Here is a 23651-nt window from a genome sequence, read left to right on the forward strand (position 1 = left end):
ATGATAGGGTGCTAGTACTTGCCCTTGATTCATCCGCCACCGCATCTGTGGCGCTCGCCCGTGTGCACGGCTCCGAAGCCGGTGCGTCCTTCGAAATCCTCGCCCGCTACGAGAGTGAAGATACCCGCTCCCACGCCGAGGTGATGGGTCCCTACGCGCAGGCGGCCCTGCAGGACGCTGGCGTGCGCGGCGAAGATTTGGATGCAATTCTGACCGGTACCGGTCCGGGACCTTTTACGGGCCTTCGCGCCGGTATCGTTACTGCGCGCGCTCTGGGTTTTGCCTGGTCGGTGCCGGTGTACGGCATGATGAGCCTGACCGCGCTGGCTGAGCGTGCTGTGTCTGGCGTGGTTGCCGGGGACGCAGCTGGAGACACAGCCGGGGAAGAGAATGTAGAACGAGCGTTCGCCTCTGCTGAAGGTGCTGAGCCTGTAGAAGGTACTGAGCTGCTCGTACTCTCCGACGCGCGTCGCCGCGAAGTCTACTCCGCCCGCTACCGCGTGAACGCCGAAGGCTACACCCTGGTGGACGGCCCGAACGTATGCCCCGCCTCCGAAATTCTGCCCGGTGAGGGTCCTTCCTACGCCTACGGCTACGGTGCCGGCCTGTACACCGAGGCCCTCGAAGAGCACGGCTGGACCATCGTCGATTCTGCCCGCGAGGTTCACCCCCACGCCGAGTACCTGGTTGCTGCCGCGGCGCGCCTGGGTCTGGAGAATCTGAGCGAGGACACCTCTGCCCAATACCTGCGCGACTCAGACGCAAAGGTCCCCGCCGCAATGCTCGCCCGCCAGCAGAAGCAGGCCGCCCAGGCCGCACAGGCTGCCGCACAGAAGGAGAGCTAAATGAGCGCTACCGACAATATCGTGCAAGACGACCTGGCGCTGAATAACCTTGCGCTGAATAATCTGGCACTGAGTAACCTGGCTCTGGGCGCCCGCCTGCGCGTTGCCGAACTTGCCGACGTGCAGGCCATGCACCGCATGGAAACCGCCCTGTTCCCCGCCGACGCCTGGCACATCGACATGTTCCTCGAAGAGCTGATCCACCCGACCCGCACCTACTACATGCTCGAGCTGCCGGTGGAGAACCCGGAAGGCGACGAGGGCAGCTGGCGCACTATCGGCTACTGCGGAACCATGGTCGTAGCCGACACCGCCGACGTTCAAACCATCGGCGTGCTCCCCGAATATGAGGGCAACGGCTTCGGCCGCGCCATGCTTGAGCAGATGCACGAGCGTGCCCGCGAGCAGGGTGCCGAGCGCATCCTGCTGGAGGTGCGTGCCGACAACCCGCGCGCTCAGCGCCTCTACGAACGCAACGGCTACCGTGCGATTCACGTACGCCGCGGCTACTACGATGACGGAACCGACGCCATCATTATGGAATGTACGTTCTAAATAGTCCGTTGGGCTAAACGGCAATCCCCTCAATAGGGGCGAGCATTCGCCGCTCTCTACACTTGCCCTCTACGCCACAGCATCCCTACGCCACGGCATCCTTACCTCACTGCAACTAGAAGCACTACGCGCAGACAGCGCAACAGAAAGATAGACTATGAGCACTCGCGAACCCCTCGTTCTGGGCATCGAATCCTCCTGCGATGAGACCGGTATCGGCATCGTGCGCGGTGCACAGCTGCTCAGCAACACCATCTCCTCCTCCATGGAAGAGCACGTACGCTTTGGCGGCGTGATCCCCGAAATCGCCTCCCGCGCTCACCTGGACGCCATGATCCCCGCCCTCAAGGCGGCACTCGCCGAAGCGGACATCACCCTCGATCAGGTGGACGCTATCGCCGTCACTGCTGGCCCCGGTCTGGCGGGCGCACTCATGGTGGGTGTCTCCGCGGCGAAGGCGCTCGCTATTGCCACCGGCAAGCCCCTCTACGGCATTAACCACCTGGTCGCACACGTTGGCGTTGGCCTGCTGGAGGACAACGGCACCGAAGACGGCTCCGACCTGCTGGCGAATGCCGGATCCGGTGGCCTGGGTGCGCTACTAGTCTCTGGCGGTCACACCGAAATCCTGCAGGTGCGAGACATTACCTCCGATGTGCGCCTGCTCGGCGCGACCCTCGACGATGCCGCAGGCGAGGCCTACGACAAGGTCGCCCGACTGCTGGGTCTGGATTACCCGGGCGGCCCCGCGATTGACCGCGCCGCCGCCGAGGGTAACCGCAACGCCTTCGTGTTCCCGCGCGGCCTGTCGAACCGCAAGTTCATGGGCACCGCCGAGGAGCCTGGCGCGCACCGCTACGATTTCTCCTTCTCCGGCCTGAAGACCGCCGTGGCGCGCGTGATTGAAAGCTTTGAAGCGGCCGGTGAAGAGGTCCCGGTTGCCGATATCGCCGCGTCTTTCCAGGAGGCGGTCGTGGACGTCATCACCAAGAAGGCGATGCTTGCCTGCCGCGAGCAGGGCATGAAGACCCTGCTGCTCGGCGGTGGCGTGGCGGCTAACTCGCGCCTGCGTGAGCTGCTTGCCGCCCGATGCGCCTCCGAAGGGGTGCGCCTGATTATCCCGAAGTTCACCCTGTGCACCGATAACGGCGCGATGGTTGCGGCGCTGGGTGCCCGCCTGGTCGCTGCCGGTCGTGAGCCCTCGGGCGTGGACTTCACGACGGACTCCTCGCTGCCGGTGACCACGGTCTGTTTCTAAACGGGCTACCTCTGAAATAGCTACTTCCGCAGGGATTATTAGCGCGAGCCCGTTTACGCGGCTCGCCTCGAAAATGCTCATAGAAATGCCTCGGCACAGTCTCACAAAGGACTGTGCCGAGGCATCTCTGTATTCAAGCTTTAGTCGCGGGGGAAGCGGCACTAACGGAGCGCTCGCGCACGAGACTGCGCGGCAACATCCAGCGCCACCTCACGCAGAGAGCCGGTCTTCTCAAAGACCGCACGCTGACGATCCGCACCCGTACCCTCGGCGAGGATGCGGCGTACCTGCGCCAGCTCTACCTCGCAGTCAAGGTCGCGTGCCACCGGCTCCAGCTTGGGCAGAAGCAGCTCAAAATCTTCGCGCAGGGTACGCTGCACCGGCTCGTTAGAGACCACGATCTTAGCCTCCAGGCCGTAGCGGGCGACGCGCCACTTATTCTCTTGAGCGTGCCATGGGGCGAGCACCTCAATGCTTTCACCCGCCTCAATCTGGCGGGAGAAGTACTCCACCAGGCACTGCGTGAACGCCACGATTGCCGCAACATCCGGCAGGGACGCGAGGCCATCGCAATAGCGCATCTCAATAGTGCCGTAACGCGGAACCGGGCGAACATCCCAACGGTCCTCGCTCGGGTCGTTGATCACGTCGGTCGCCACGAGTGACTCCAGGTACTCGCTGTACTGCTCCCAGGTGTCAAAGTGGAAGGGCAGGCCGTTCGTGGGCAGCTGCTGGTAAAGCTGGGTGCGGTGCGAAGCGTAACCGGTATCGACTCCATCCCAGTACGGGGAAGAGCACGAAAGCGCCAGCAGATGCGGTCCGTAGTTGGTCAGCGCGTCAATAAGCGGCAGAACCTTATCGCGGGAGTCAACGCCCACGTGTACGTGCACACCGTAAATGACCATGTGGCGGCCCCAATACTGGGCGCGCTCGACCACGCGCTGGTAGCGTTCCTTCGCCACAACCGGCTGGTCAGCCCAGTGGGAGAAGGGGTGAGTGCCGGCGGGGTAGAACTCAATGCCCAGGTCATCGGTGATGTCGCGCAGAGTATCCGTTAAATCCTGCAGCTGACGGCACGCCTCAGCGACGGTGCGGCAGATGCCGGTCACCACCTCGACGGTGTTCTCCAGGAACTCGCCGGTCACGTGCGCCCGGTCGGAGGCGGGCTCGAGCAGTTCGGGGTGGCGTTCGCGCAGGATGGATAGCACCTCGCTGGCGCGCTGGGTCAGTGCGCCGCTTTCACGGTCGATGAGCGCAATCTCCCATTCCACGCCGAGAGTGGACTGCGGGGAGGTAGCAAAGTCGATCATATTGCCTTTCCTGCGTCTGGAAATAGGGTCGTGCATGGTGCCGACTGTGGAAGTTATTATCGGTGGGCTCTGCCCGGCTGTGCGCTAGCCGGTGAGAGCTAGCTCCTTGGGGGAGTACCTCTACTAAGCACCGTATCTAGTGTACGGTCTTGCGGTGCCCGGTGCTCTGTCGAGTGCAGAATCCGGAACGGGAAACGTCATGAATCGTCACGAACGGTAACCCGTCCTCGGGTCTGGGCAGTCGGGTCTGGGCCGTCAGTGCTGGGTAGTTAGGGATGGGTGGCCGGGGCTGGCGAGGTTAGAGTGGGCGCACGTGCCAGCCGACGCGTCGTGAATCCCTACCCGAACCGATGCGGGTAAAGACCAGCGTTGCCGGACGGTACGAGGACTCCTGAGTACCCGAAGAAGAATTAGCGTTCTTTTTCTGTTTCTTCTTGGAAGGCTTAGAACCCGCAGAACCCAGTAGTCGCGCCCGCAACTGCTCCGGAACAATATCCACGCCACGCTTCTTAATAGTCAGCGCCGTAAAGCCCTGCTCACGCACCCAATGCTTCAGCTGCTTCTCCTGCAGGGGAATCTCCTCCAGCACCTCGTAGCAGGCAACCAGCGGATGCGCCACCGGCTCGGCAGAACACAGGTACGCCAGGTGCTCATCCAGCAGGTGCGCGCCAATACTCTGCGCAAACTCAGCGACCAGGTGCGAGCGCACAATCGCCGGGGCAGGCTCCAGCAGGTAATCACCGGGCTGAGGTAGGGACACCGGAACGTCAACGCTCTGCTGCGCCTCTTCCGCCGTTAAGGGGCTGCGGAAGCTCACCGCCTCGTAAGGCGGCAGCAGAGCACTGGTTTTGGCGGTGCCTCCGCTGGAGGCATCATTAGGGGTAGTCTCTTCCGCAGGCAGCTCGCGCGCAGAGGTTTCATGCACAGAGGTCGCCGTGCGAGCCACCCCCTCCTGAGCTAGCGCGTTAAACCAGAGCACCAACTCGGCGAGGGAACCCTCCGACTGGATCCACTCCGCCTCAACGCGTGGGTTGGGGTTTGCCTCCGACGCAATATCTTCGGGGGAGGGGATGCCCTCATGCGGAAAACCGGGACCCAACTTCACGCCCATCGGCACGCCAGTGCGCGCCAGACTCAGCACGAACGAGAACGGGGGAGAGAACGCCTCCGGATCAAAAAGACGCTCCGTCTGAGCCTTCTTCGCACCGCGCAACTCGCGGCGTGCCGGGTCCATCCACACAATGCCCACCGGCTCGCCGGAAGCGTCCAGAGGCTCACCGTGCACATAATCGGTCACATCCCCCGAATACACGCGCGCCTGCGGGCAAAACTCAAGGTTCTTCGCCGCAAAAGAAGCGGTCAGCGGGTCCAACTCCACCGCAACCACGGCACCGCGATCCGCCGCATATACGGCAGAATCCGAGGCGATACCGCACCCCAAATCAGCCACCGTGCCGGCAACAGGGCGCAGACGCTGAGCGCGATAATGCGCAATCACCGGGCGGGTCGCCTGCTCCGCAGCCTCCTGAGTCAGCATGAGCGTGCGGGCGCGCTCGCCGAACTTGGCGCGCGCACGGGTACGAGCCTGCGCCAGCGAAATAATCTGTGCAGACTCCTCGGGGCTGAAACCGCGCGAACGCAAAGAGGTAACGGCGCTGAGCGTATCCGAGCCCAGCGGGTAGAGCTCGTCGGCTGCCGCGAGCGCTTCGGCGCTGAACGGAAGCTCAGCGGCGGGAGTAAAAGGGGATGTAGGCATGCTCCTCATTTTACGGGGTGCCGGTTTTGAGAGGTGAGGAGCCCGATTTGCCCAGCTTTTTGCTCAGCGTTCGCCTTGCGGTGAAACACCCCGGCAGAGGGGCGCTTTTCTTGACCGAAAGCACAGGTGAAACTAGAGTTGAGGTAGCACTCGAGACAGTCATCGGGCGCGCCACTGCGCCGCTGTCTCGCATCAAACGTAAATCCACAACCCGGAGGAACCGATTATGGCTATCAAGCCGCTGGAAGACCGCGTCGTTATCAAGATCGAACAGGCTGAGCAGACCACCGCATCCGGTCTGGTTATCCCCGAAACTGCGAAGGAAAAGCCGCAGGAAGCACGCGTTGTCGCCGTTGGTCCGGGCCGCGTGGATGAGAAGGGCAACCGCATCCCCGTAGACATCAAGGAAGGCGACGTTGTCGTGTTCTCCCGCTACGGTGGCACCGAGGTCAAGTACCAGGGCGAAGAGTACCTGATTCTCTCCGCACGCGACGTTCTGGCAATCGTCGACTAATACTTTCAGATGCTCATGCGCCGTACCGCTCATCCGGTACGGCGCATGAGCTATCATCTGCCCCCTCAGAATTTTTCCTTTCTGTGACGCACTAGGAGTAGCGAACACATGGCTAAGCAGCTTGAATTCAACGATGCCGCCCGCAAGTCCCTGCAGGCTGGCGTCGATAAGCTGGCAAACGCGGTCAAGGTAACCCTCGGCCCGCGCGGGCGCAATGTTGTGCTCGACAAGCAGTGGGGTGCACCCGTCATCACCAACGACGGCGTGTCCATCGCCCGCGAAATTGAACTGGACGACCCGTACGAGAACCTGGGCGCCCAGCTGGCGAAGGAAGTCGCCACCAAGACCAACGACGTAGCCGGTGACGGTACCACCACCGCAACCGTGCTCGCACAGGCACTGGTCAACGAGGGCCTGCGCAACGTCACCAGCGGTGCAGCACCCGCCGACGTCAAGCGCGGCATTGAGGCTGCCGTGGAGGCTGTCTCCGCACGCCTGCTCGAGAACGCACGCCCCGTGCAGGGCCCCGAGGTGGCGCACGTTGCCGCTATCTCCGCGCAGTCCGAGCAGATTGGTGAGCTGCTGGCTCGCGCCTTCGAGAAGGTCGGCCAGGACGGCGTCATCACCATCGAAGACGGCTCCTCCACCGAAATTGAGCTGGACATCACCGAAGGTATGCAGTTCGACAAGGGCTACCTCTCGCCCTCCTTCGTCACCGACGCTGAGCGCGGCGAAGCAGTGCTGGAGAACAGCCTCGTGCTGCTCTACCAGGGCAAGATTTCTACCATTGCAGAAATCATGCCCGTGCTCGAGAAGATTGTTCAGGCGAAGAAGCCGTTGACCATCATCGCAGAAGACGTTGACGGTGAGGCGCTCTCTGCACTGGTCGTGAACAAGTTGCGCGGCACCATCAACGTGGTCGCTCTGAAGGCTCCCGGTTTCGGTGACCGCCGCAAGGCAATCATGCAGGATTTGGCAATTCTGACCGGCGGCACCGTCGTGACCGGTGAGCTCGGCATTGACCTGCCGCAGGTCACCCTGGAGCACCTGGGCTCGGCACGCCGCGTGACCGTCACCAAGTCCCACACCACCATCGTGGACGGTGGCGGCGACCCCGAGGCAATCGAGGACCGCGTGCAGCAGCTGCGCCGTGAAATTGAGCGTGTGGATTCCGAATGGGACCGCGAGAAGCTCAAGGAGCGCCTGGCTAAGCTCGCCGGTGGCGTGGGCGTCATCAAGGTCGGTGCCGCAACCGAGGTTGAGGCGAAGGAACGCAAGCACCGCATCGAGGATGCTGTGTCCTCCACCCGTGCAGCCCTGGAAGAGGGCATCGTCTCCGGTGGCGGTTCCGCACTGGTTCACGCGCTGAAGGCACTGGACGGCATGGACCTGGGCAACCACGACGCAAACGTGGGTGTACAGATTGTTCGCCGTGCCCTGGTTCAGCCGCTGCGCTGGATCGCTGAGAACGCGGGCGAAGACGGCTACGTCATCGTCTCCAAGGTCTCCGAGCTGCCCGTGGGCCACGGCTTCAACGCCAAGACCGGCGAGTACGTGGACCTCATCGAAGCCGGCGTGATTGACCCGGTGAAGGTGACCCGTTCGGCTCTGCAGAACGCATCCTCCATCGCGGCTCTGGTGCTGACCACCGAGACCCTGGTGGTTGAGAAGCCCGAAGAAACTGAAGAAGCCTAAATAGTGTGTGTGCCCGGTGCCGCCCCTCCACCATGGAGGCGGTACCGGGCACTCGCTGTCGGTAGGCTCGGATGCGCTCGCGTTCGCGGGGGCGTTAGAACCTGCCGACAGCCTCCCGCTGAGGAATGCTTACTCTGAGTGCTTCTCAGCAAAGAAACCTCTAGCGGTTTACTATAGAAGGTAAGCTGCTCCCGTTTGCGCTCAAACCACCTTGTGGGGTGCGAGCAGACGGGTCGTACCGCATCTTGACATACGCAACGTATAGGCTGAGCTTCTCACCGATGAAGCCAGCATCCGAAAGGTAGACAATGACCATTCCCACCGCTCTGTCCGAGGATCCCTTCGGCTTCACCGGCCTGACCTACGATGACGTGCTGCTGCTGCCCGGCAACACCGACGTCATCCCCTCCGATGCGGACACCTCCACCCGCCTGTCCAAGCGCATCACCCTGAACACCCCCATTATTTCCGCGGCAATGGACACCGTGACCGACTCCGCTATGGCAATCGCTATGGCACGTCTGGGCGGTATGGGCGTTATCCACCGCAACCTCTCCATCGAGGATCAGGCTGCACACGTTGACCGCGTGAAGCGCTCCGAGTCCGGCATGATCATTAACCCCGTCACCATCGGCGCTGACGCAACCATCGCCGAGTACGATGAGGTCTGCGGCTACTACAAGGTCTCCGGTCTGCCCGTCGTCAGCGAAGAGGGCGTGTTGGAAGGCATCATCACCAACCGCGATATCCGCTACATCTCCCGCTCCGACTACGACGGCATTCGCGTTCGCGACATCATGACCCCCATGCCGCTGGTCACCGCACACCCCAGCGTCACCAAGGACGAAGCATTCGCGCTGCTGTCCCACAACAAGATTGAGCGTCTGCCCCTGGTCGACGACGCAGGCAAGCTCGCCGGTCTGATTACCCTCAAGGACTTCGTCAAGACTGAGCAGTACCCCAACGCCACCAAGGACGAGGACGGCCGCCTGCGTGCCGGCGCCGCTATCGGCTTCTTCGGTGACGGCTACGAGCGCGCAATGACCCTGGTCGAGGCAGGCGTCGACGCACTGTTCGTGGACACCGCAAACGGCCACTCCCAGGGCGTGCTCGACATGATTGCCCGCCTGAAGAAGGACCCCGCCGCAGCACACGTGGACGTCATCGGTGGCCAAGCTGCAACCCGCCTGGGCGCACAGGCAATCATTGACGCTGGCGCTGACGGCGTGAAGGTCGGCGTTGGTCCCGGCTCCATCTGCACTACCCGCATTATCGCCGGTGTTGGTGTTCCCCAGGTGACCGCTATCAACGAGTCCGCTAAGGCAGCAATCCCGGCAGGCGTGCCGCTGATTGCTGACGGCGGTATGCAGCACTCCGGCGAGATTGGTAAGGCACTGGTTGCTGGCGCTGACTCCGTGATGCTCGGCTCCCTGCTGGCCGGTACCACCGAGTCTCCCGGTGAGCTGATCTTCATGAACGGTAAGCAGTACAAGGCATACCGCGGCATGGGTTCGCTCGGCGCAATGCAGACCCGCGGCCGTCACAAGTCCTTCTCCAAGGACCGCTACTTCCAGGCTGACGTCTCCAGCGAAGAGAAGCTGATCCCCGAGGGTATTGAGGGTCAGGTTCCCTTCCGCGGCCCGCTCTCCGCAGTGATTCACCAGCTCGAAGGCGGCCTGCGCCAGACCATGTTCTACGTCGGTTCCCGCACCATCGAGGAGCTCAAGTACAAGGGTCAGTTCGTGCGCATCACCCCCGCAGGTCTGAAGGAATCGCACCCGCACGACATCATGATGACCGTTGAGGCACCGAACTACCGCCGCTAAAACGCCTCACCAACGATGATTCGCCGCATGGTGTGCACACCATGCGCCGTTGAGCCCGCCCTATACCCGTTCAGGTATCGGGCGGGCATCGGCGCGAATAACGCCCAGCGGCACCCCTCAAACCGAATTCGAAAGGATTCACCCCATGTCTGAAATTCAGATTGGCCTCTCCAAGAACGCCCGCCCCACCTACTCCCTGGACGATGTGGCGCTGGTGCCTACCCGCCGTACCCGCGACCGCCGCGACGTCGACACCTCCTGGCAGATTGACGCCTTCAAGTTCGACACCCCCATCATTGGTGCGCCCATGGACTCGGTCATGTCCCCGGCGACTGCCATTGCACTGGGTAAGCTGGGTGGCCTGGGCGTGCTGAACCTCGAGGGCCTGTGGACCCGCTACGAGGACCCGCAGCCGCTGCTTGACGAGATTGTCGAGCTGCCCGAGGCGGACCCTGCCTCCGCAACCACCCGCATGCAGCAGATTTACTCCGAGCCGATTAAGCCGGAACTGATCACTGCACGCCTGGAAGAGATTCGTGACTCCGGCGTGGTCGTTGCAGGCTCCCTGAGCCCGCAGAACACCCAGGAGCACTACGAGACCGTGGTGAAGGCGGGCGTTGAGCTGTTCGTCATCCGTGGCGCGTCCGTCTCTGCTGAGCATATTTCCACCTCGCACGAGCCGCTGAACCTGAAGAAGTTCATCTACGAGCTGGACGTTCCGGTCATCGTTGGTGGCGTTGCTGGCTACTCGCAGGCTAAGCACCTGATGCGTACCGGCGCAGCCGGCGTGCTGGTGGGCTTCGGCGGCGGTTCCGCACAGACCACCCGCCAGGGCCTGGGCATCTCCGCACCCATGGCAACCGCTATCGCCGACGTGGCTGCGGCACGTTCGGACTACCTGGATGAGTCCGGCGGCCGCTACGTGCACGTGATTGCTGACGGCTCCCTGGGCCGCTCCGGCGACATGGTGAAGGCGCTCGCACTGGGCGCTGACGCCGTCATGCTGGGCGCTCCGCTGGCTCGCGCATCCGAGGCTCCCGGCCAGGGCTGGTACTGGGGCAACGAGGCGCACTCGCTGGACTTCCCTCGCGGCGTACGCACCCCGCTGGGTGTTGTCGGCTCCCTGGAGGAGGTCCTGTACGGTCCTTCGCACCACGTGAACGGCACCAGCAACATTGTCGGTGCGCTCAAGCGCGCAATGGCTAACTGCGGTTACCTGGACCTGAAGAAGTTCCAGAAGGCTGACCTGACCGTGGTTCCTGCGTACCGCGGCTAATGTAGCTTCATGAATCACCGCTTGGCGGTTGGCAGGTTGTGATCTGCCGGTCGCCGGGCGGTGCTTTCTATACGCACGCTCTACCCCCGTTAGAGCATGTAGCGGTACCTCCAGATGGGGGAGCGGCTACGTACCGTCGGCGGCATACAGCAATAGCGTAAAATAGATATATCCCCGCGCAAGTGCGCGGATTAGTACCAACACGTTGAGGTAATTTTCGTGACCAACTCTGTGAACCTGGACCAGCTCGAAGAGCGTCCCGTCCTGGTGGTAGATTACGGTGCACAGTACGCGCAGCTCATCGCTCGTCGCGTGCGTGAAGCCGGCATCTACTCCGAAATCGTCCCCCACTCCATGAGCACCGAGAAGATGCTCGCCAAGAACCCGGCAGCCATCGTGCTCTCCGGTGGCCCCTCCTCGGTCTACGCCGATGGCGCACCCAAGGGCGACAAGGCCCTCTTCGAAGCTGGCGTGCCGACCTTCGGTATCTGCTACGGCTTCCAGGTGATGGCCCAGACCCTCGGCGGCACCGTCGCCCAGACCGGTCTGCGCGAATACGGCGCAACCGACGCTGTGGTCTGCGCTGAGAACTCCTCCTTCCTCACCGGCACCCCCACCACCCAGAACGTGTGGATGTCTCACGGTGACTCCGTGACCGAAGCCCCCGAAGGCTTCGAGGTGCTGGCAAAGACCCCCGGCGCATCCGTGGCAGCATTTGTGGACGAGTCCCGTAAGCTCGGCGGCGTGCAGTGGCACCCCGAGGTGAAGCACTCCGACTACGGCCAGGTCGCCCTGGAGAACTTCCTCTACAATGTGGCAGGCCTGAAGCCCACCTGGTCCACCAACAACATCATCGAAGAGCAGGTCGCAAAGATCCGCGAGCAGGTCGGTAGCGACCGCGTCATCTGCGCGCTCTCCGGCGGCGTTGACTCCTCCGTGGCAGCAGCGCTTGTGCACAAGGCTGTCGGCGACCAGCTCACCTGCTTCTTCATCGACCACGGTCTGCTCCGTGAAGGCGAGCGCGAACAGGTCGAGCAGGACTATGCAGCATCCATGGGCATCAAGGTCATCACCATCGACGAGTCGGAGCGTTTCCTCTCCGCTCTCGATGGCATCACCGAGCCCGAGGCGAAGCGTAAGGCTATCGGCCGCGAGTTCATCCGCTCCTTCGAAGAGGCACAGCGCAAGCTGATTGCCGAAGCGGGCGAAGAGGGCGCAGACATCAAGTTCCTGGTCCAGGGCACCCTGTACCCGGACGTTGTCGAGTCCGGCGGTGGCGACGGCACCGCAAACATTAAGAGCCACCACAACGTGGGCGGCCTCCCCGACGACCTGACCTTCGAACTGGTTGAGCCGCTGCGCACCCTGTTCAAGGACGAGGTTCGCGCTATCGGTCGTGAGCTCGGCGTTCCCGAGAAGATCGTGGCACGTCAGCCGTTCCCCGGCCCCGGCCTGGGCATCCGCATTGTCGGCGAGGTTAACCGCGAGAACCTGGAGACCCTGCGTGCCGCTGACGCTATCGTGCGTGAAGAGCTGACCGCAGCAGGTCAGGACGAGCACATCTGGCAGTGCCCCGTGGTTCTGCTGGCTGGCGTTCGTTCCGTGGGTGTTCAGGGTGACGGCCGTACTTACGGCCACCCGATTGTTCTGCGCCCGGTCTCTTCGGAAGACGCAATGACCGCTGACTGGTCGCGCCTGCCGTACGACCTGCTGGCTAAGATCTCGAACCGTATTACGAACGAGGTCAAGGACGTTAACCGAGTGGTGCTGGACGTTACCTCCAAGCCCCCGGGAACCATTGAGTGGGAGTAATCCCGCTGTGGGCTACCTAGCTTTGTAGCTGGGAGCCTGTGAAGGAGCCGCCCGGTGCATCCGTTTGTGGATGCGCCGGGCGGCTTCTATGTGCGTATGTACGTTACAGGTGCCAGGGAAGAACGAAATATAATGTGCTTATATATGCTTCGTCTGACAAGTGCAAGAGTACTAAACTGACGTCATAAGGAGGAGCTAAAGATGTCAAAAGCTGATAATGAGCACGCTCAAAAACAAGAGCTTGAACCTTCCCTCTATGAGTTTTTCGTCAGTTTTCCCACCCCTGCAGATGACGCAAACTGTTCTAAAGAATTCCCAGTGGCGGAACGCTCTGCCGCGCAGCGTCCAACCCCAGACTTTTAGCTTATAAGTAAGCCGCCCGGTGCATCCTGTTGTGGATGCGCCGGGCGGCTTCTTGCGTAAGAACATGTAGAAAATTTCTGGGCGGATATTTTTTTGAATTTATAAAAAATCGTCTATTTATTTAAACCGCGAGTCTAAATAAAAACGCACTCCAAATAAATGCCCTAAAAAACTACACCAAGAAATAAAACGGTTTAGTGCGGGTGATGCGGGTGACGAATCGAATCACGCCAATGAGCGCTCGACCCCAACCCAAAATGCAACGCAAAAAACGTGCCAAAACAGCAGAACCCAAACGCGCACGCCATGTACACGCCATAGGTCAGCATCACAAACTCAGAATCATGGTTCACGCCCGATGCCACAATCAGGGTCAAAGAGACACCCAAGATCACAAGCCACATGGCGCTCGCAGCCGCAATCACCCACGAGATAACGCTCAACACCGGGTGAGGCACCCTAAAGGTTCGCTCAGGGCTCTCAGGGGCAGGTGCAGCCGCCACGGAAGCTGTAGCAGGGGCAGTAAGCAGAGCAGAAGAACGCCACGGAATATGCGCATCAGCATGCTGGCTGGAAGCCTGCGCAGGACGCTTTGCAGATTGCTGGGGGACGCCACCGGATTCGGGAGGGGGAGATTGATACGGTTGTTGCATTGCGGGCTCCTGCATATTTAGCCTCACGGGAGAAGAAAAAGCCTAGTTCCTAATCTCGTAAGATATGAGTGTCGGTGATAGAACGAAAGAATGTGGCGGAAAATATATTCTCTCTATAATTCAAGATTAGAAGCGAACCGTATAAAAAACGAGAGCATCAGCGAATAAGATGCAATATGACGCGAAAATTTCGAAAAATACAACGAAAAAGCAATAAACCTCAACCTGAAGGTTCAGGGTAGGGTTATTAGACAGGGCCCTTAGCCACAAAACAACGGCACAGACACAGCAACAGCGGAAGGAACAAGCATGGGAATGATCCTCCCACTCCTCTACTTAGGGGTAGGCTTTGGACTCGCAACGTTGCTACCCGAGCACTGGGGCAACCGCCTGAAAGAAAGCGCCTCCGCCCTGCTGACCCGCTGGATTATCCCCACCGTCATCGTTTACATCGTCGCCACCAGCCGCCCCGAACTCTTCTTCATGGCGGCCTCCACCATGGTGCTCATGGCGCTTCTAGTACGCTGCTCCGCCTTCTTCACTAACGACCCGGTGCAACAGCTCGCCTTCGTCTACCTGAACGCGGGACTCTTCGGCATCCCTGTGGTTGCCGGATTCTGGGGCGAGGAAGCCGTGCGCGTGTACATTGGCGCGTATATCGGCAACTCCATCATGGGCAATATCCTGGGCACCTCGCTGCTACGCGGTGGTTCCAAGACAGAGGCCGGGGTAGGGGAGGGCAACGCACCGGATGCACGAGCCGCTAGGAGCCGTGGCGGAACCCTCCGCACGGTACTGCGGGGTCTGCGTACCAGCCCGCCCGTTATCGCCGTGGTGGTGGGACTGCTCTGCCTGCCCGCCGGGCCCATCCTGAGCCAGTACGGGGCGGGTTTCTACCGGGTGCTCACCTGGGTTTTCAGCTTTATCGGAATGATCGTGCTGGGCATGTGGCTCGGTGCCGCCAAACTGCACCGCGCCGACCTGACCCGCGCCGCCGGATGGGCTCTCCTACGCGCCGGGCTCGTGAGCGTCTACAGCGTCGGCGTGCTGGCGCTTGCCCGCTGGGCACACGATACGGCGGGCGTGCACTTCGACCAGCTGCTCGCGCATCCGCAGGTGCTCTTCATCCTTGCGGTCCTGCCGCCAGCCGCTAACATCGTCATTCTGGAAACCCACTACCGGCACGAAGGAACAGCCGCACCCATTATCGCCTCCGGAGCAGTCGTCAGCCTGGGAATGATAGCGCTCGCCGTGCCAATCCTGCAGCTCGTCTTCTCCAGTTGAGCAGAGCCTCCAGCTAAGCAGAGCCAAGAAAGCACGCCTGGACCATAAAGGAGACAACACAAAAGGAGGGCGGGGCATAAGCCTCACCCTCCTTCTGCTGTCTATCACCTTATCGGCACGCGGTAGCACTCAACGAGCTACAGCGCTTAGCGAACGATGTGGTACACCTTCGCCTCGTAGGGGCGCAGAGTCGAACCCGCGTCGTCCTTGTAGTTTGAGCTCACCAGCTCAACACGAGCACCAGCCTCACGAGCCTCAGAAAGCACAGCGAAGTCGCGCTCCTGCTCCTCGGTGGTGAAGTTCGAAACAACCAGCAAAGACTCATTCGCGGGGCTGCCATCCGCACCACCGGTACGGGTGTACGCGTACACAGCCTCATCCTCGTTGTGCGGAACCTGAACCGAATCCACCGGAGCGAAGGCTGCGTAAACCATCAGGTCCTTCAGCTTGCCGCGGCGCAGAGCCACCAGCTGCTGGTAGTGGTAGAAAATCGAATCCTCATCAGCCAGAACAGCCTCAGCATTAATCGCCGGGTAGTTCGGGTTCACAGCAATCCACGGGGTTACACCCTCGGGGCTGAAACCACCGTTAGCGGAGGCATCCCACTGAACCGGGGTACGAGCGTTATCGCGGCCCTTAATGTAAATCGCCTGCATCGCCTCTTCGTGGCTCAGACGCTTGTGGTCAACGTGCATGTCCTCGTAGAAGCGGATCGAGTCACCATCGCGGTAATCCTCAATCGAATCAAACTTCACGTTGGTCATGCCCAGCTCTTCACCCTGGTAAATGTACGGGGTGCCCTGCATGAAGTGCAGAGTGGTCGCCAGCTGCTTAGCGGACAGGGTGCGGAACTCATCCGAATCGTTACCGAAACGGGAGACCACGCGCGGCTGGTCGTGGTTGTTCCAGTACAGCGAACCCCAAGCATTACCCTCAAGGGTGGTCTGCCAGTCGTTCAGGATGCTCTTGAGCTCGGTCAGCTTGTACGGCGCGTAGGACCACTTACCGCCCAGAGAGCCGTTCGGGTCGTTATCCACGCCCATGTGATCGAAGTGGAAGATCATGTTCAGCTCACCGGTGTGGTAGCCAGCCCACAGCTTAGCGTCCTCGGGGCTGGTTGCGCTGGTCTCGCCCACGGTCATCACATCGTAGCGGCTGAAGGTCTCGCGGGTGAGTTCCTTCATCCACGGGTGCACCATGGTGCCGTTCGTGATGACGAACGGAATCGAGGAGGTGTGCTTCTCAAAGTCGGTGGAGGGGTCATCCGGGAAGCCCTCGGGCTTGGAGATGATGTTGATAGCGTCCAGACGGAAGCCGTCAACGCCCTTGTCCAGCCACCAGCGGACCATGGAGTACAGATCCTCGCGAACCTTCTCGTTCTCCCAGTTCAGGTCGGGCTGTTCCTTGAAGAAGATGTGCAGGTAGAACTGGCCGGTTGCCTCGTCCCACTCCCACGCCGGGCCACCGAACTCGGATGCCCAGTTGTTCGGAGGAATCGGGTTGCCGTCCTCGTCGAAGCCCTTCGGGTCCTTCCAAATGTAGTAGTCGCGGTAGGGATTGTCCTTAGACGAGCGGGACTCCTTAAACCAGGGGTGCTCATCGGAGGTGTGGTTCGCGACCAGGTCCATCAGGATCTTGATGCCGTGCTTGTGAGCGGTTTCAAGCATCTCGTCAAAGTCTTCCATGGTGCCGAAGTCACTCATGATGGCGAAGTAGTCAGAGATATCATAGCCGTTGTCCACGTTCGGCGAGTCGAACACGGGGGAGAGCCAAATGACGTTGATGCCCAGCTTAGCCAGGTAGGGCAGCTTCTCGGTGATGCCCTTCAGGTCGCCAATACCGTCGCCGTTTGCGTCGTTGAAGGAACGGGGGTACACCTGGTACACCACGGCTTCCTTCCACCACTGGCGGCCTTCGTAGGAGGGAACCTGGTATGCCTCGGAATTGCTCATAATTGCCTTTCTGTACCGGCGGGTTACGCCGAAGAGAAAAAAGGAGTCTGTGATTGAAGTATAGCGCGAGGGGGACCGGAACGTCCGCGTCTGGTCCCCCTCGCGCACCATTATTTTGGGGCGTGCCTACTCGGCGTTACCGAAGAGGTAGACCTTAGCCTCGTAGGGGCGCAGCAGGGTGCCCTCGTCGGTGAACTCGCGGTTCTCATCGCGGTAGTTCGAGCTAATCAGCTGCGGAACGTTCGAGATAGCCTTCAGCTCGGTCGGGGAGAGGGCCTGCGAGTTGGTCAGCACGACCGAGTCCAGGTTGCCGCCCGCGTAGTTCAGCTGAACGGTGTCGTCGGTGAAGTTGGCGACGACCAGCAGGGCGCGCTCGCCGGTTGCGGCTGCGTCCTCGTCGGAGTTCACGCGCAGGTAGGCGTAGACCTGATCGTCATCTTCATCCAGCAGGCGGTACTCGCCGGTCAGGATGATCGGGTGCTCGCGGCGCAGGCTAATCAGATCGCGGTAGTGGTAGAACACCGAATCCTGGTCGGCGAGCTCTGCCTCCGCGTTGATTTCGGTGTAGCGCGGGTTCAGCTTCAGCCACGGGGTGCCGGTGGTGAAGCCTGCGTTCTCACCGGCGGTCCACTGCATGGGGGTGCGGGCGTTATCGCGGCCGGAGGCGCTAATGTAGCGCAGCATGTCCTCCGCGGAGACGCGGCCCGACTCTTCAACGTACTTGCGCCAAGAGTCGTGAATCTCCAGGTCGTTGTAGTCCTTCACATCGTCGAAGAAGACATTGGTCATGCCCAGCTCTTCACCCTGGTAGATGTAGGGGGTGCCCTGCATCAGGTGCAGTACGGTGCCCAGCATCTTGGCGCTGACGGTGCGGTACTCGGGGGAGTCGTTACCGAAGCGGGAGACGGTGCGCGGCTGGTCGTGGTTGTTCCAGTACAGGGAGTTCCAGCCGCGACCGTGCAGGCCTTCCTGCCAGTGGGTGAGGACCTTCTTCAGGTCCACCAGGTTGAAGCGGCGGTCGGACCACTTGCCGGTCACGCCACCCTCGGAGGCGTCCACATCCATGTGCTCGAACTGGAAGACCATCTGCAGCTCGTTGCGGTCGAAACCGGTGTAGAGTGCGGCGTCGTCCACGGTCACGCAGGGGGTTTCGCCCACGGTCATGACCGGGTACTTGCTCAAGACCTCGCGGTTCATCTCCTGCAGGAATTCGTGCACGCGCGGGCCGTTGGCTGCGACAGCCAGGGAGTTGTCGAGGCCGCCAGCGAGGACTGCCGGGTCCTCGGGGAAGGAGAGGTCCTTAGAAATCAGGTTGATGACGTCCATGCGGAAGCCGTCCACGCCCTTGTCCAGCCAGAAGCGCATGATGTCGTAGACCTCTTCGCGGACCTTCGGGTTCTCCCAGTTCAGGTCGGGCTGCTTGACGGAGAAGTAGTGCAGGTAGAACTGGCCGGTCGCCTCGTCCCATTCCCACACGGAGGGGCTGAAGCAGGAAATCCAGTTGTTCGGCGGGATCGGCTTGCCGTCCTCGTCGAAGCCCTTGGGGTCGCGCCAGATGTAGTAGTCGCGGTAGGGGTTGTCCTTGGAGGAGCGTGCCTGCTTGAACCATTCGTGCTCGTCGGAGGTGTGGTTGACGACCAGGTCCATCATGAGCTTGATGCCGTGCTCGTGCGCGGTTTCGAGCAGCTTGTCGAAGTCTTCCATGGTGCCGAACTCGGTCATGATGGCACGGTAGTCGGAGATGTCGTAGCCGTTATCGTCGTTCGGGGACGCGTAGATGGGGGAGAGCCACAGCACCTGAATGCCCAGGTCGGCGAGGTACGGAATCTTCTCGGTGATACCGGGCAGGTCGCCGATGCCGTCGCCGTTGGAGTCGTTGAAGGAGCGGGGGTAAATCTGGTAGACAACGGGTTCCTGCCACCACTGGGTCTGGGTCGTCATTGTTCTTCCTTCCCTTGGTATGGATGAGTGTTGTGTGGTGCCGCTCTGCGGGCGGCTAACGTCTGATGCCCCTTTAGGACTGGCTGGTGAGGGGCGTAAGGAGGCTCTCCGGCGCCCAGCTGGAGGGGTCAATCTCTAGCAGCAGGCCGCTGTGGTCGGAGATCGCCTCGGGGGAGTTGTCACGGAAGACAACCGCGTGGGATACCACGTCGACCAGGCGGTCAGCGAAGACAAAGTCGATGCGCTTGGCATCCGTGCTACCTTCCCAGCCGGCGATTTCGCGGTGGACGGTGTTCTCGCCGTCGGTGTGCTCCGCTAGGGATCGGGTATCCACCATGCCGCTGGAGGTGACCAGCGCGTAGCCTTCATTGCTCAGATGTGCTGCGGAGTTGAAGTCGCCGCCGAGCAGTACCGGTGCGGTGCGGGCGCACTCGGCAAGCTCCTGCGAGAGGTGTGCGTATTCCTGCGCGAAGAGGGGCTCGCCGTCGAAGTCCCACCAGGACATGTGGGTGGTGGCGCACCAGAAGGTGCCCGTCTCAGTTTCGATGAGCGTTGCCTGTGCTGCGCGGCGCTGCACCTGGTGGTAGCCGTAGCCGGGGGACATATTGATGGGCTTGATACCGCGAATCGGCAGGCGCGAGAGGATAGCTACGCATTCGTCGTAACGGTCCCAACCGATGTGGGTTTCGGTGAGGGTCCACTCGTAGGTTGCGCCCATTTCGTTGAGTGCCTGCACGAGCAGCAGGGCGTAGTTGTCTTCGCGGACCGGAACGCCGGCGCCGCCGCGGTAGTTGAGGGGCTCCTTCACCACGGGGGTGGAGGTGAGCTGGTTGACTTCCTGCAACGCAATGACGTCCACCTGCTGTTCAATAATGAACTTGGCGAGGGTACGGATCTTGGCAATCTGGTGGATTTCGCACCAGCTGTGCGTATTGAGGGTGAGGAAGCGCATGTATTAAGTCCGGGGTATGTGTGAGGTTGAAGAATGATATGCGCACCGCGTATTGAGGTGGTGAGTGTTTATGCACTCTGACCTCTATGGGCGCACTGTTTATGCTATCGATTCTGTGCGCTAGGTAATAGGGAAAAAGTCTCATCTGCAGCAAGTATTTTTAACCAGTGCCGGGATATGTTTCAGGTTCTGAAAAACTCTTTCAAAACTCACAGTTTTGGTACCTGTGGGCAGGTATGACCTGGCATTATTGTTTCTGTCTAAAACACATTCGGCATTTAGCGCACGCAGGATATGTGGCACCCGTCTCATATACTTTCGTTTGAGGGTATAAAGATACGGCGTTGCCACCGCAGACCGGCAACGATCGCCGGCACCTGCGTCCGCTCACTCGACAACCCGAAAGGGCGTATAGCCTCATGATGGAAAAAGTACAGAGGTTCGGCTCTGCCATGCTGGCACCCGTTCTTCTCTTCGCATTCGCTGGCCTCGCGGTCGGTATTGCGATCATTGCACAGAACGGCGACCTGATTCCCCTCGCTGCTGACAAGGAAAGCGCGTGGAACCACTTCTGGTCCGTTTGGGAGTCCGGCGCATGGACCGTCTTCAACCAGATGGAACTGCTCTTCGTGATCGGTCTGCCCATTGCACTGGCAAAGACCGCTAACGCACGTGCAGTGATGGAAGCTGCAATGGTCTACCTGACCTTCAACTACTTCGTCGGCGCCATGCTCAAGGTATGGGGCAAGGGCGGCACCGGTTTCTTCGACCTGGACTACACCACCGACATCTCTAAGAGCGCGGCAGGTACCGGTCTGAAGATGATCGCCGGTATCAAGACCATGGACACCGGTATCTTCGGTGCAATCATCATCTCTGCAATCGTGGTGTGGGTACACAACCGCTGGTTCGACAAGAAGCTGCCCGACTTCCTCGGTATCTTCCAGGGTTCCCAGTACGTCTACGGCGTCTGCTTCTTCCTGATGATGCCCGTGGCATTCCTGTTCTCCTGGCTGTGGCCCTACGCTCAGCACGGCATCTCCTCCCTGCAGGGCTTCTTCATCGCATCCGGCGCACTCGGCGTGTGGGTTTACACCTTCCTCGAGCGCTTCCTGATTCCGACCGGTCTGCACCACTTTATCTACTCCCCGTTCGTCTTCGGTAATGTTGTTACCCCGAACGGTATTGCTAAGGACTGGCCGACCCACCTGACCGAGTTCGCAAAGAGCGACAAGCCCCTGAAGGAACTGTTCCCCGGCGGCGGCTTCGCACTGCACGGTAACTCCAAGGTCTTTGCACCCATCGGTATCGCAGCGGCGTTCTACACCACTGCTCGTCCCGAGAAGCGCAAGGAAGTTCTCGCTCTGATGATCCCCGTCTGCCTCACCGCGATCCTGATTGGTATCACCGAGCCCCTCGAGTTCACCTTCCTGTTCCTTGCACCCCCGCTGTTCCTGGTCCACGCAATCCTGGCAGCATCCATGGCAGCAATCATGTACCAGCTGGGTCTGGTTGGTTACATGGGTGGCGGTCTGCTCGACTTCCTGTTCCAGAACTGGATCCCGCTGTGGGCAAACCACTCCGGCACCTACCTCATGCAGATCGGTGTGGGCCTGTGCTTCACCGTCCTGTACTTCGTGATCTTCCGCTTCATGATTCTGAAGTTCGACTTCAAGACCCCCGGTCGTGAAGAAGACGGTGGCGAGACCAAGCTCTACAGCAAGGCAGAGTACAAGGCTGCTAAGGCTGCTGAGAAGGACGGCGGCGCGGCAGCTCCCGCAGCTGACGGCGACCTCTACGCACCCCGCGCAGCAGGCTTCCTCGAACTGCTCGGTGGCGCAGAGAACATCACCACCGTGAACAACTGCGCAACCCGCCTGCGTGTCTCCGTTGCTGATGAGTCCCTCGTCAGCACCTCGGATGCAGACTTCAAGAACGCAGGTGCTCTGGGCCTCGTCCGCAAGGGCAAGGCATTCCAGGTCATCGTCGGCATGGATGTTCCCCAGGTTCGCGAGCGTTTCGAGACCATGGTGAACGAAGCTAAGACCCTCTCCTAAGAGGATTCAGCTTTCAACCGCCTGACGACATGACGCCTCATAAGGTATAGACTTCGCCGGCGGTATCGGATAACACCGATGCCGCCGGCGAAGCTGTATCCAGGCTCGCACCCAGACTCAAATCTGCTGGCATACACACTCAAAGTGATAGATGACCGTCCTCACCCACCCTGGCCGATGACTCTAGAGCGTGTACTATTTATATATTGCTCACCATCGGATTCAGGAGCTTTGAGTGGATTTACAAGACGTCGTGAATGCGAACCAGCACCGATTCAGTGAAACTGAACGGGAAATTTTGGCATTCATGCTAGAAAACGAAGAGTTCGTTGCAGAGTCAACGATTAACTCTTTGGCACACAAAACGTATACTTCGACCAGCTCGATTATCCGCTTGACGAAGAAGCTGAACTTCTCCGGATTTGCCGAGTTGAAGTACTTCATTAAGTCCTCTCTGAACCGCAGCGAACCCTTCAACCCGCGGTTCATTGAGAGCGGTCGCGAAGATATTCAGCGTACCTACGACTACCTCGAGCACATGGAACTGAGCGGACTGCTCAAGCGCATCCATGAGGCTCGCACCGTGTACTGCTTCGGTACCGGCTACGCGCAGCGCAACGCCGTGCAGGAATTTACCAAGTCCATGCAGGTGTGCGGTAAGTTCTGCCACGTCATCCCGGCGCGCAATGAGTTCGAAAGCGCCATGAACAATATGACCCAGGACGATGTGGTCATCATTGTGTCCTTTTCAGGTCAGACCGAGAACATGCGCGAACACATTAAGATGCTGGCGCTGCGCCGCATCCCCATGATTGCGGTGACCGCCATTGGTGTGAACTACATGTCTTCACACGCCGAGTACTCCCTGCACTACCAGACGACCCCCACCCAGATCAGCACCCAGCGCAAGCCCTACTACTCCTTCGTTGCGCTGTCGGTACTGCTGGACTACATCGTGCGCCGCTATATTGAACACGTTGAACATGAGCGCCGCGAGTCCCTGCAGGACCAGGTGGATGACGCTCTCAACAATGGGGGCGAAATCGACGCCTGACAAGGCAATACTGTGCCCACCTGCCCCTTCACTCACTCCTCCTGAATCCGACCGAATCCGCCTGAGATCATCTGAAAGAGACACCCTGTGACCGCAATTTTCGCGCTCATCGAAAACACCGAGAAGATGCGTAAGTACCTGTTCTGGTACCTCATGATTATCCCCGCGCTGCTACTGCTGTGGATCGCTCTGGGCGCAGCGAACTCCCAGATGGACTTCCAAGCAGCCCTGAAGATTCCCTTCTTCACCGTGGCATTCCTGAACGCATGCCTCAGCCTGCTACTGGGCGGCACCCTCAAATTCGCAGGCGCAGAGAACGAACGCACCGAACGAGCCTACGCCCTGTACCTGACCATTCTGCTGGTCATCATCGGTAACCTGCCCGGCGCAATCCTGAGCTTCTTCCTCTTCCGCTCCCTGCGCTTCGGCAACCTGGAAGGCGAACTGGCACCCAAGTACCGTTGGGCGCTTCTGCCCGCCATGGTCTTCTACGTATTGGTGACCGTAGTGCTACTCGCTGCGAACATCGCAATGTGGTCGAAGTAAAC

The 23651-nt window shown here is 60.5% G+C and carries 19 protein-coding genes; 13 read left to right on the forward strand and 6 right to left on the reverse strand.

Annotated elements, in window-relative coordinates:
* Positions 1–8 precede the first annotated feature (8 nt).
* The 3 genes from tsaB to tsaD all read left to right on the forward strand — a co-directional run bounded on the left by tsaB (position 9) and on the right by tsaD (position 2658).
* The gene (gene tsaB, locus HMPREF2919_RS02755; protein WP_070666077.1) at positions 9–845 is read left to right on the forward strand and encodes a tRNA (adenosine(37)-N6)-threonylcarbamoyltransferase complex dimerization subunit type 1 TsaB; all 837 of its coding nucleotides are present in this window, start codon (positions 9–11) and stop codon (positions 843–845) included.
* Positions 846–1400 carry a ribosomal protein S18-alanine N-acetyltransferase gene (gene rimI, locus HMPREF2919_RS02760; RefSeq protein ID WP_070666080.1) on the forward strand — a complete coding sequence of 185 codons (555 nt, stop codon included), beginning with the start codon at positions 846–848 and terminating at the stop codon, positions 1398–1400.
* Between the two features lie 157 nt (positions 1401–1557).
* Positions 1558–2658, forward strand: a complete 1101-nt coding sequence (tsaD, locus tag HMPREF2919_RS02765; protein WP_005508428.1) for a tRNA (adenosine(37)-N6)-threonylcarbamoyltransferase complex transferase subunit TsaD — start codon at positions 1558–1560, stop codon at positions 2656–2658.
* 161 nt (positions 2659–2819) lie between these two features.
* Here tsaD and HMPREF2919_RS02770 read toward each other — a convergent pair whose 3' ends face one another.
* Together HMPREF2919_RS02770 and HMPREF2919_RS02775 are read right to left on the reverse strand one after the other, a co-directional pair.
* The gene (locus tag HMPREF2919_RS02770) at positions 2820–3968 is read right to left on the reverse strand and encodes a glutamate--cysteine ligase (protein WP_049356378.1); all 1149 of its coding nucleotides are present in this window, start codon (positions 3966–3968) and stop codon (positions 2820–2822) included.
* Between the two features lie 298 nt (positions 3969–4266).
* Positions 4267–5724, reverse strand: coding sequence for a class I SAM-dependent methyltransferase (locus tag HMPREF2919_RS02775; protein WP_371326254.1), 1458 nt, complete (start codon positions 5722–5724; stop codon positions 4267–4269).
* Positions 5725–5950: 226 nt separating this feature from the next.
* On the opposite strand from HMPREF2919_RS02775, the gene groES reads away from it, so the two are divergent.
* From groES to HMPREF2919_RS09170, 6 genes are all read left to right on the forward strand, one after another.
* Positions 5951–6238: a co-chaperone GroES gene (gene groES / locus HMPREF2919_RS02780; protein ID WP_005505066.1), complete on the forward strand. Its 288-nt coding sequence runs from the start codon at positions 5951–5953 to the stop codon at positions 6236–6238.
* 108 nt (positions 6239–6346) lie between these two features.
* The gene (gene groL, locus HMPREF2919_RS02785; protein ID WP_049341811.1) at positions 6347–7933 is read left to right on the forward strand and encodes a chaperonin GroEL; all 1587 of its coding nucleotides are present in this window, start codon (positions 6347–6349) and stop codon (positions 7931–7933) included.
* Between the two features lie 308 nt (positions 7934–8241).
* A complete protein-coding gene (gene guaB, locus HMPREF2919_RS02790) occupies positions 8242–9759 on the forward strand; it encodes an IMP dehydrogenase (RefSeq protein WP_049341812.1) in 1518 nt (505 codons plus the stop codon).
* 145 nt (positions 9760–9904) lie between these two features.
* On the forward strand, positions 9905–11035 hold the full coding sequence (locus tag HMPREF2919_RS02795; RefSeq protein WP_005505070.1) for a GuaB3 family IMP dehydrogenase-related protein: 1131 nt from the start codon (positions 9905–9907) through the stop codon (positions 11033–11035).
* Positions 11036–11254: 219 nt separating this feature from the next.
* Positions 11255–12847, forward strand: a complete 1593-nt coding sequence (gene guaA, locus HMPREF2919_RS02800; RefSeq protein WP_070666086.1) for a glutamine-hydrolyzing GMP synthase — start codon at positions 11255–11257, stop codon at positions 12845–12847.
* Between the two features lie 201 nt (positions 12848–13048).
* Positions 13049–13210, forward strand: a complete 162-nt coding sequence (locus HMPREF2919_RS09170; protein WP_161800082.1) for a hypothetical protein — start codon at positions 13049–13051, stop codon at positions 13208–13210.
* 194 nt (positions 13211–13404) lie between these two features.
* Here the strand turns inward: HMPREF2919_RS09170 and HMPREF2919_RS09105 are convergent, their stop codons facing one another.
* Entirely contained in the window at positions 13405–13878 is a 474-nt protein-coding gene (locus HMPREF2919_RS09105; RefSeq protein ID WP_141754834.1) for a hypothetical protein, read from the reverse strand.
* A 300-nt stretch (positions 13879–14178) separates the two neighbouring features.
* Here HMPREF2919_RS09105 and HMPREF2919_RS02805 point away from each other — a divergent pair, with 300 nt between their 5' ends.
* On the forward strand, positions 14179–15147 hold the full coding sequence (locus HMPREF2919_RS02805) for an AEC family transporter (protein WP_246824040.1): 969 nt from the start codon (positions 14179–14181) through the stop codon (positions 15145–15147).
* Between the two features lie 146 nt (positions 15148–15293).
* Here the strand turns inward: HMPREF2919_RS02805 and HMPREF2919_RS02810 are convergent, their stop codons facing one another.
* The 3 genes from HMPREF2919_RS02810 to HMPREF2919_RS02820 form a co-directional block, all read right to left on the reverse strand.
* A complete protein-coding gene (locus tag HMPREF2919_RS02810; protein WP_070666093.1) occupies positions 15294–17099 on the reverse strand; it encodes a glycoside hydrolase family 13 protein in 1806 nt (601 codons plus the stop codon).
* Between the two features lie 126 nt (positions 17100–17225).
* Positions 17226–19040, reverse strand: coding sequence for a glycoside hydrolase family 13 protein (locus HMPREF2919_RS02815; RefSeq protein ID WP_070666096.1), 1815 nt, complete (start codon positions 19038–19040; stop codon positions 17226–17228).
* Positions 19041–19113: 73 nt separating this feature from the next.
* Positions 19114–19992 (reverse strand): endonuclease/exonuclease/phosphatase family protein, encoded by an 879-nt coding sequence (locus tag HMPREF2919_RS02820; protein ID WP_049346414.1) that lies wholly within the window; start codon positions 19990–19992, stop codon positions 19114–19116.
* A gap of 419 nt (positions 19993–20411) precedes the next feature.
* Here HMPREF2919_RS02820 and HMPREF2919_RS02825 point away from each other — a divergent pair, with 419 nt between their 5' ends.
* The 3 genes from HMPREF2919_RS02825 (at position 20412) to HMPREF2919_RS02835 (ending at position 23649) form a co-directional block, all read left to right on the forward strand.
* Positions 20412–22049: an alpha-glucoside-specific PTS transporter subunit IIBC gene (locus HMPREF2919_RS02825; RefSeq protein ID WP_049346412.1), complete on the forward strand. Its 1638-nt coding sequence runs from the start codon at positions 20412–20414 to the stop codon at positions 22047–22049.
* Positions 22050–22302: 253 nt separating this feature from the next.
* Positions 22303–23103 carry a MurR/RpiR family transcriptional regulator gene (locus HMPREF2919_RS02830; protein WP_256370627.1) on the forward strand — a complete coding sequence of 267 codons (801 nt, stop codon included), beginning with the start codon at positions 22303–22305 and terminating at the stop codon, positions 23101–23103.
* Positions 23104–23190: 87 nt separating this feature from the next.
* Complete coding sequence (locus tag HMPREF2919_RS02835; RefSeq protein ID WP_049346409.1) at positions 23191–23649, forward strand: hypothetical protein; 459 nt, start codon at positions 23191–23193, stop codon at positions 23647–23649.
* Positions 23650–23651 lie beyond the last annotated feature (2 nt).

This window comes from Rothia sp. HMSC068E02, from assembly GCF_001813565.1.
In the GTDB taxonomy this organism is placed as follows: domain Bacteria; phylum Actinomycetota; class Actinomycetes; order Actinomycetales; family Micrococcaceae; genus Rothia.

What these genes read in the sequence shown, in the direction of transcription:
- rimI (WP_070666080.1), top strand. Translation starts at nt 846, where the DNA reads ATGAGCGCTACCGACAATATCGTGCAAGACGACCTGGCGCTGAATAAC.
- tsaD (WP_005508428.1), top strand. Translation starts at nt 1,558, where the DNA reads ATGAGCACTCGCGAACCCCTCGTTCTGGGCATCGAATCCTCCTGCGAT.
- HMPREF2919_RS02770 (WP_049356378.1), bottom strand. Translation starts at nt 3,968, where the DNA reads ATGATCGACTTTGCTACCTCCCCGCAGTCCACTCTCGGCGTGGAATGG.
- HMPREF2919_RS02775 (WP_371326254.1), bottom strand. Translation starts at nt 5,724, where the DNA reads ATGCCTACATCCCCTTTTACTCCCGCCGCTGAGCTTCCGTTCAGCGCC.
- groES (WP_005505066.1), top strand. Translation starts at nt 5,951, where the DNA reads ATGGCTATCAAGCCGCTGGAAGACCGCGTCGTTATCAAGATCGAACAG.
- groL (WP_049341811.1), top strand. Translation starts at nt 6,347, where the DNA reads ATGGCTAAGCAGCTTGAATTCAACGATGCCGCCCGCAAGTCCCTGCAG.
- guaB (WP_049341812.1), top strand. Translation starts at nt 8,242, where the DNA reads ATGACCATTCCCACCGCTCTGTCCGAGGATCCCTTCGGCTTCACCGGC.
- HMPREF2919_RS02795 (WP_005505070.1), top strand. Translation starts at nt 9,905, where the DNA reads ATGTCTGAAATTCAGATTGGCCTCTCCAAGAACGCCCGCCCCACCTAC.
- HMPREF2919_RS09170 (WP_161800082.1), top strand. Translation starts at nt 13,049, where the DNA reads ATGTCAAAAGCTGATAATGAGCACGCTCAAAAACAAGAGCTTGAACCT.
- HMPREF2919_RS09105 (WP_141754834.1), bottom strand. Translation starts at nt 13,878, where the DNA reads ATGCAGGAGCCCGCAATGCAACAACCGTATCAATCTCCCCCTCCCGAA.
- HMPREF2919_RS02805 (WP_246824040.1), top strand. Translation starts at nt 14,179, where the DNA reads ATGATCCTCCCACTCCTCTACTTAGGGGTAGGCTTTGGACTCGCAACG.
- HMPREF2919_RS02810 (WP_070666093.1), bottom strand. Translation starts at nt 17,099, where the DNA reads ATGAGCAATTCCGAGGCATACCAGGTTCCCTCCTACGAAGGCCGCCAG.
- HMPREF2919_RS02815 (WP_070666096.1), bottom strand. Translation starts at nt 19,040, where the DNA reads ATGACGACCCAGACCCAGTGGTGGCAGGAACCCGTTGTCTACCAGATT.
- HMPREF2919_RS02820 (WP_049346414.1), bottom strand. Translation starts at nt 19,992, where the DNA reads ATGCGCTTCCTCACCCTCAATACGCACAGCTGGTGCGAAATCCACCAG.
- HMPREF2919_RS02825 (WP_049346412.1), top strand. Translation starts at nt 20,412, where the DNA reads ATGATGGAAAAAGTACAGAGGTTCGGCTCTGCCATGCTGGCACCCGTT.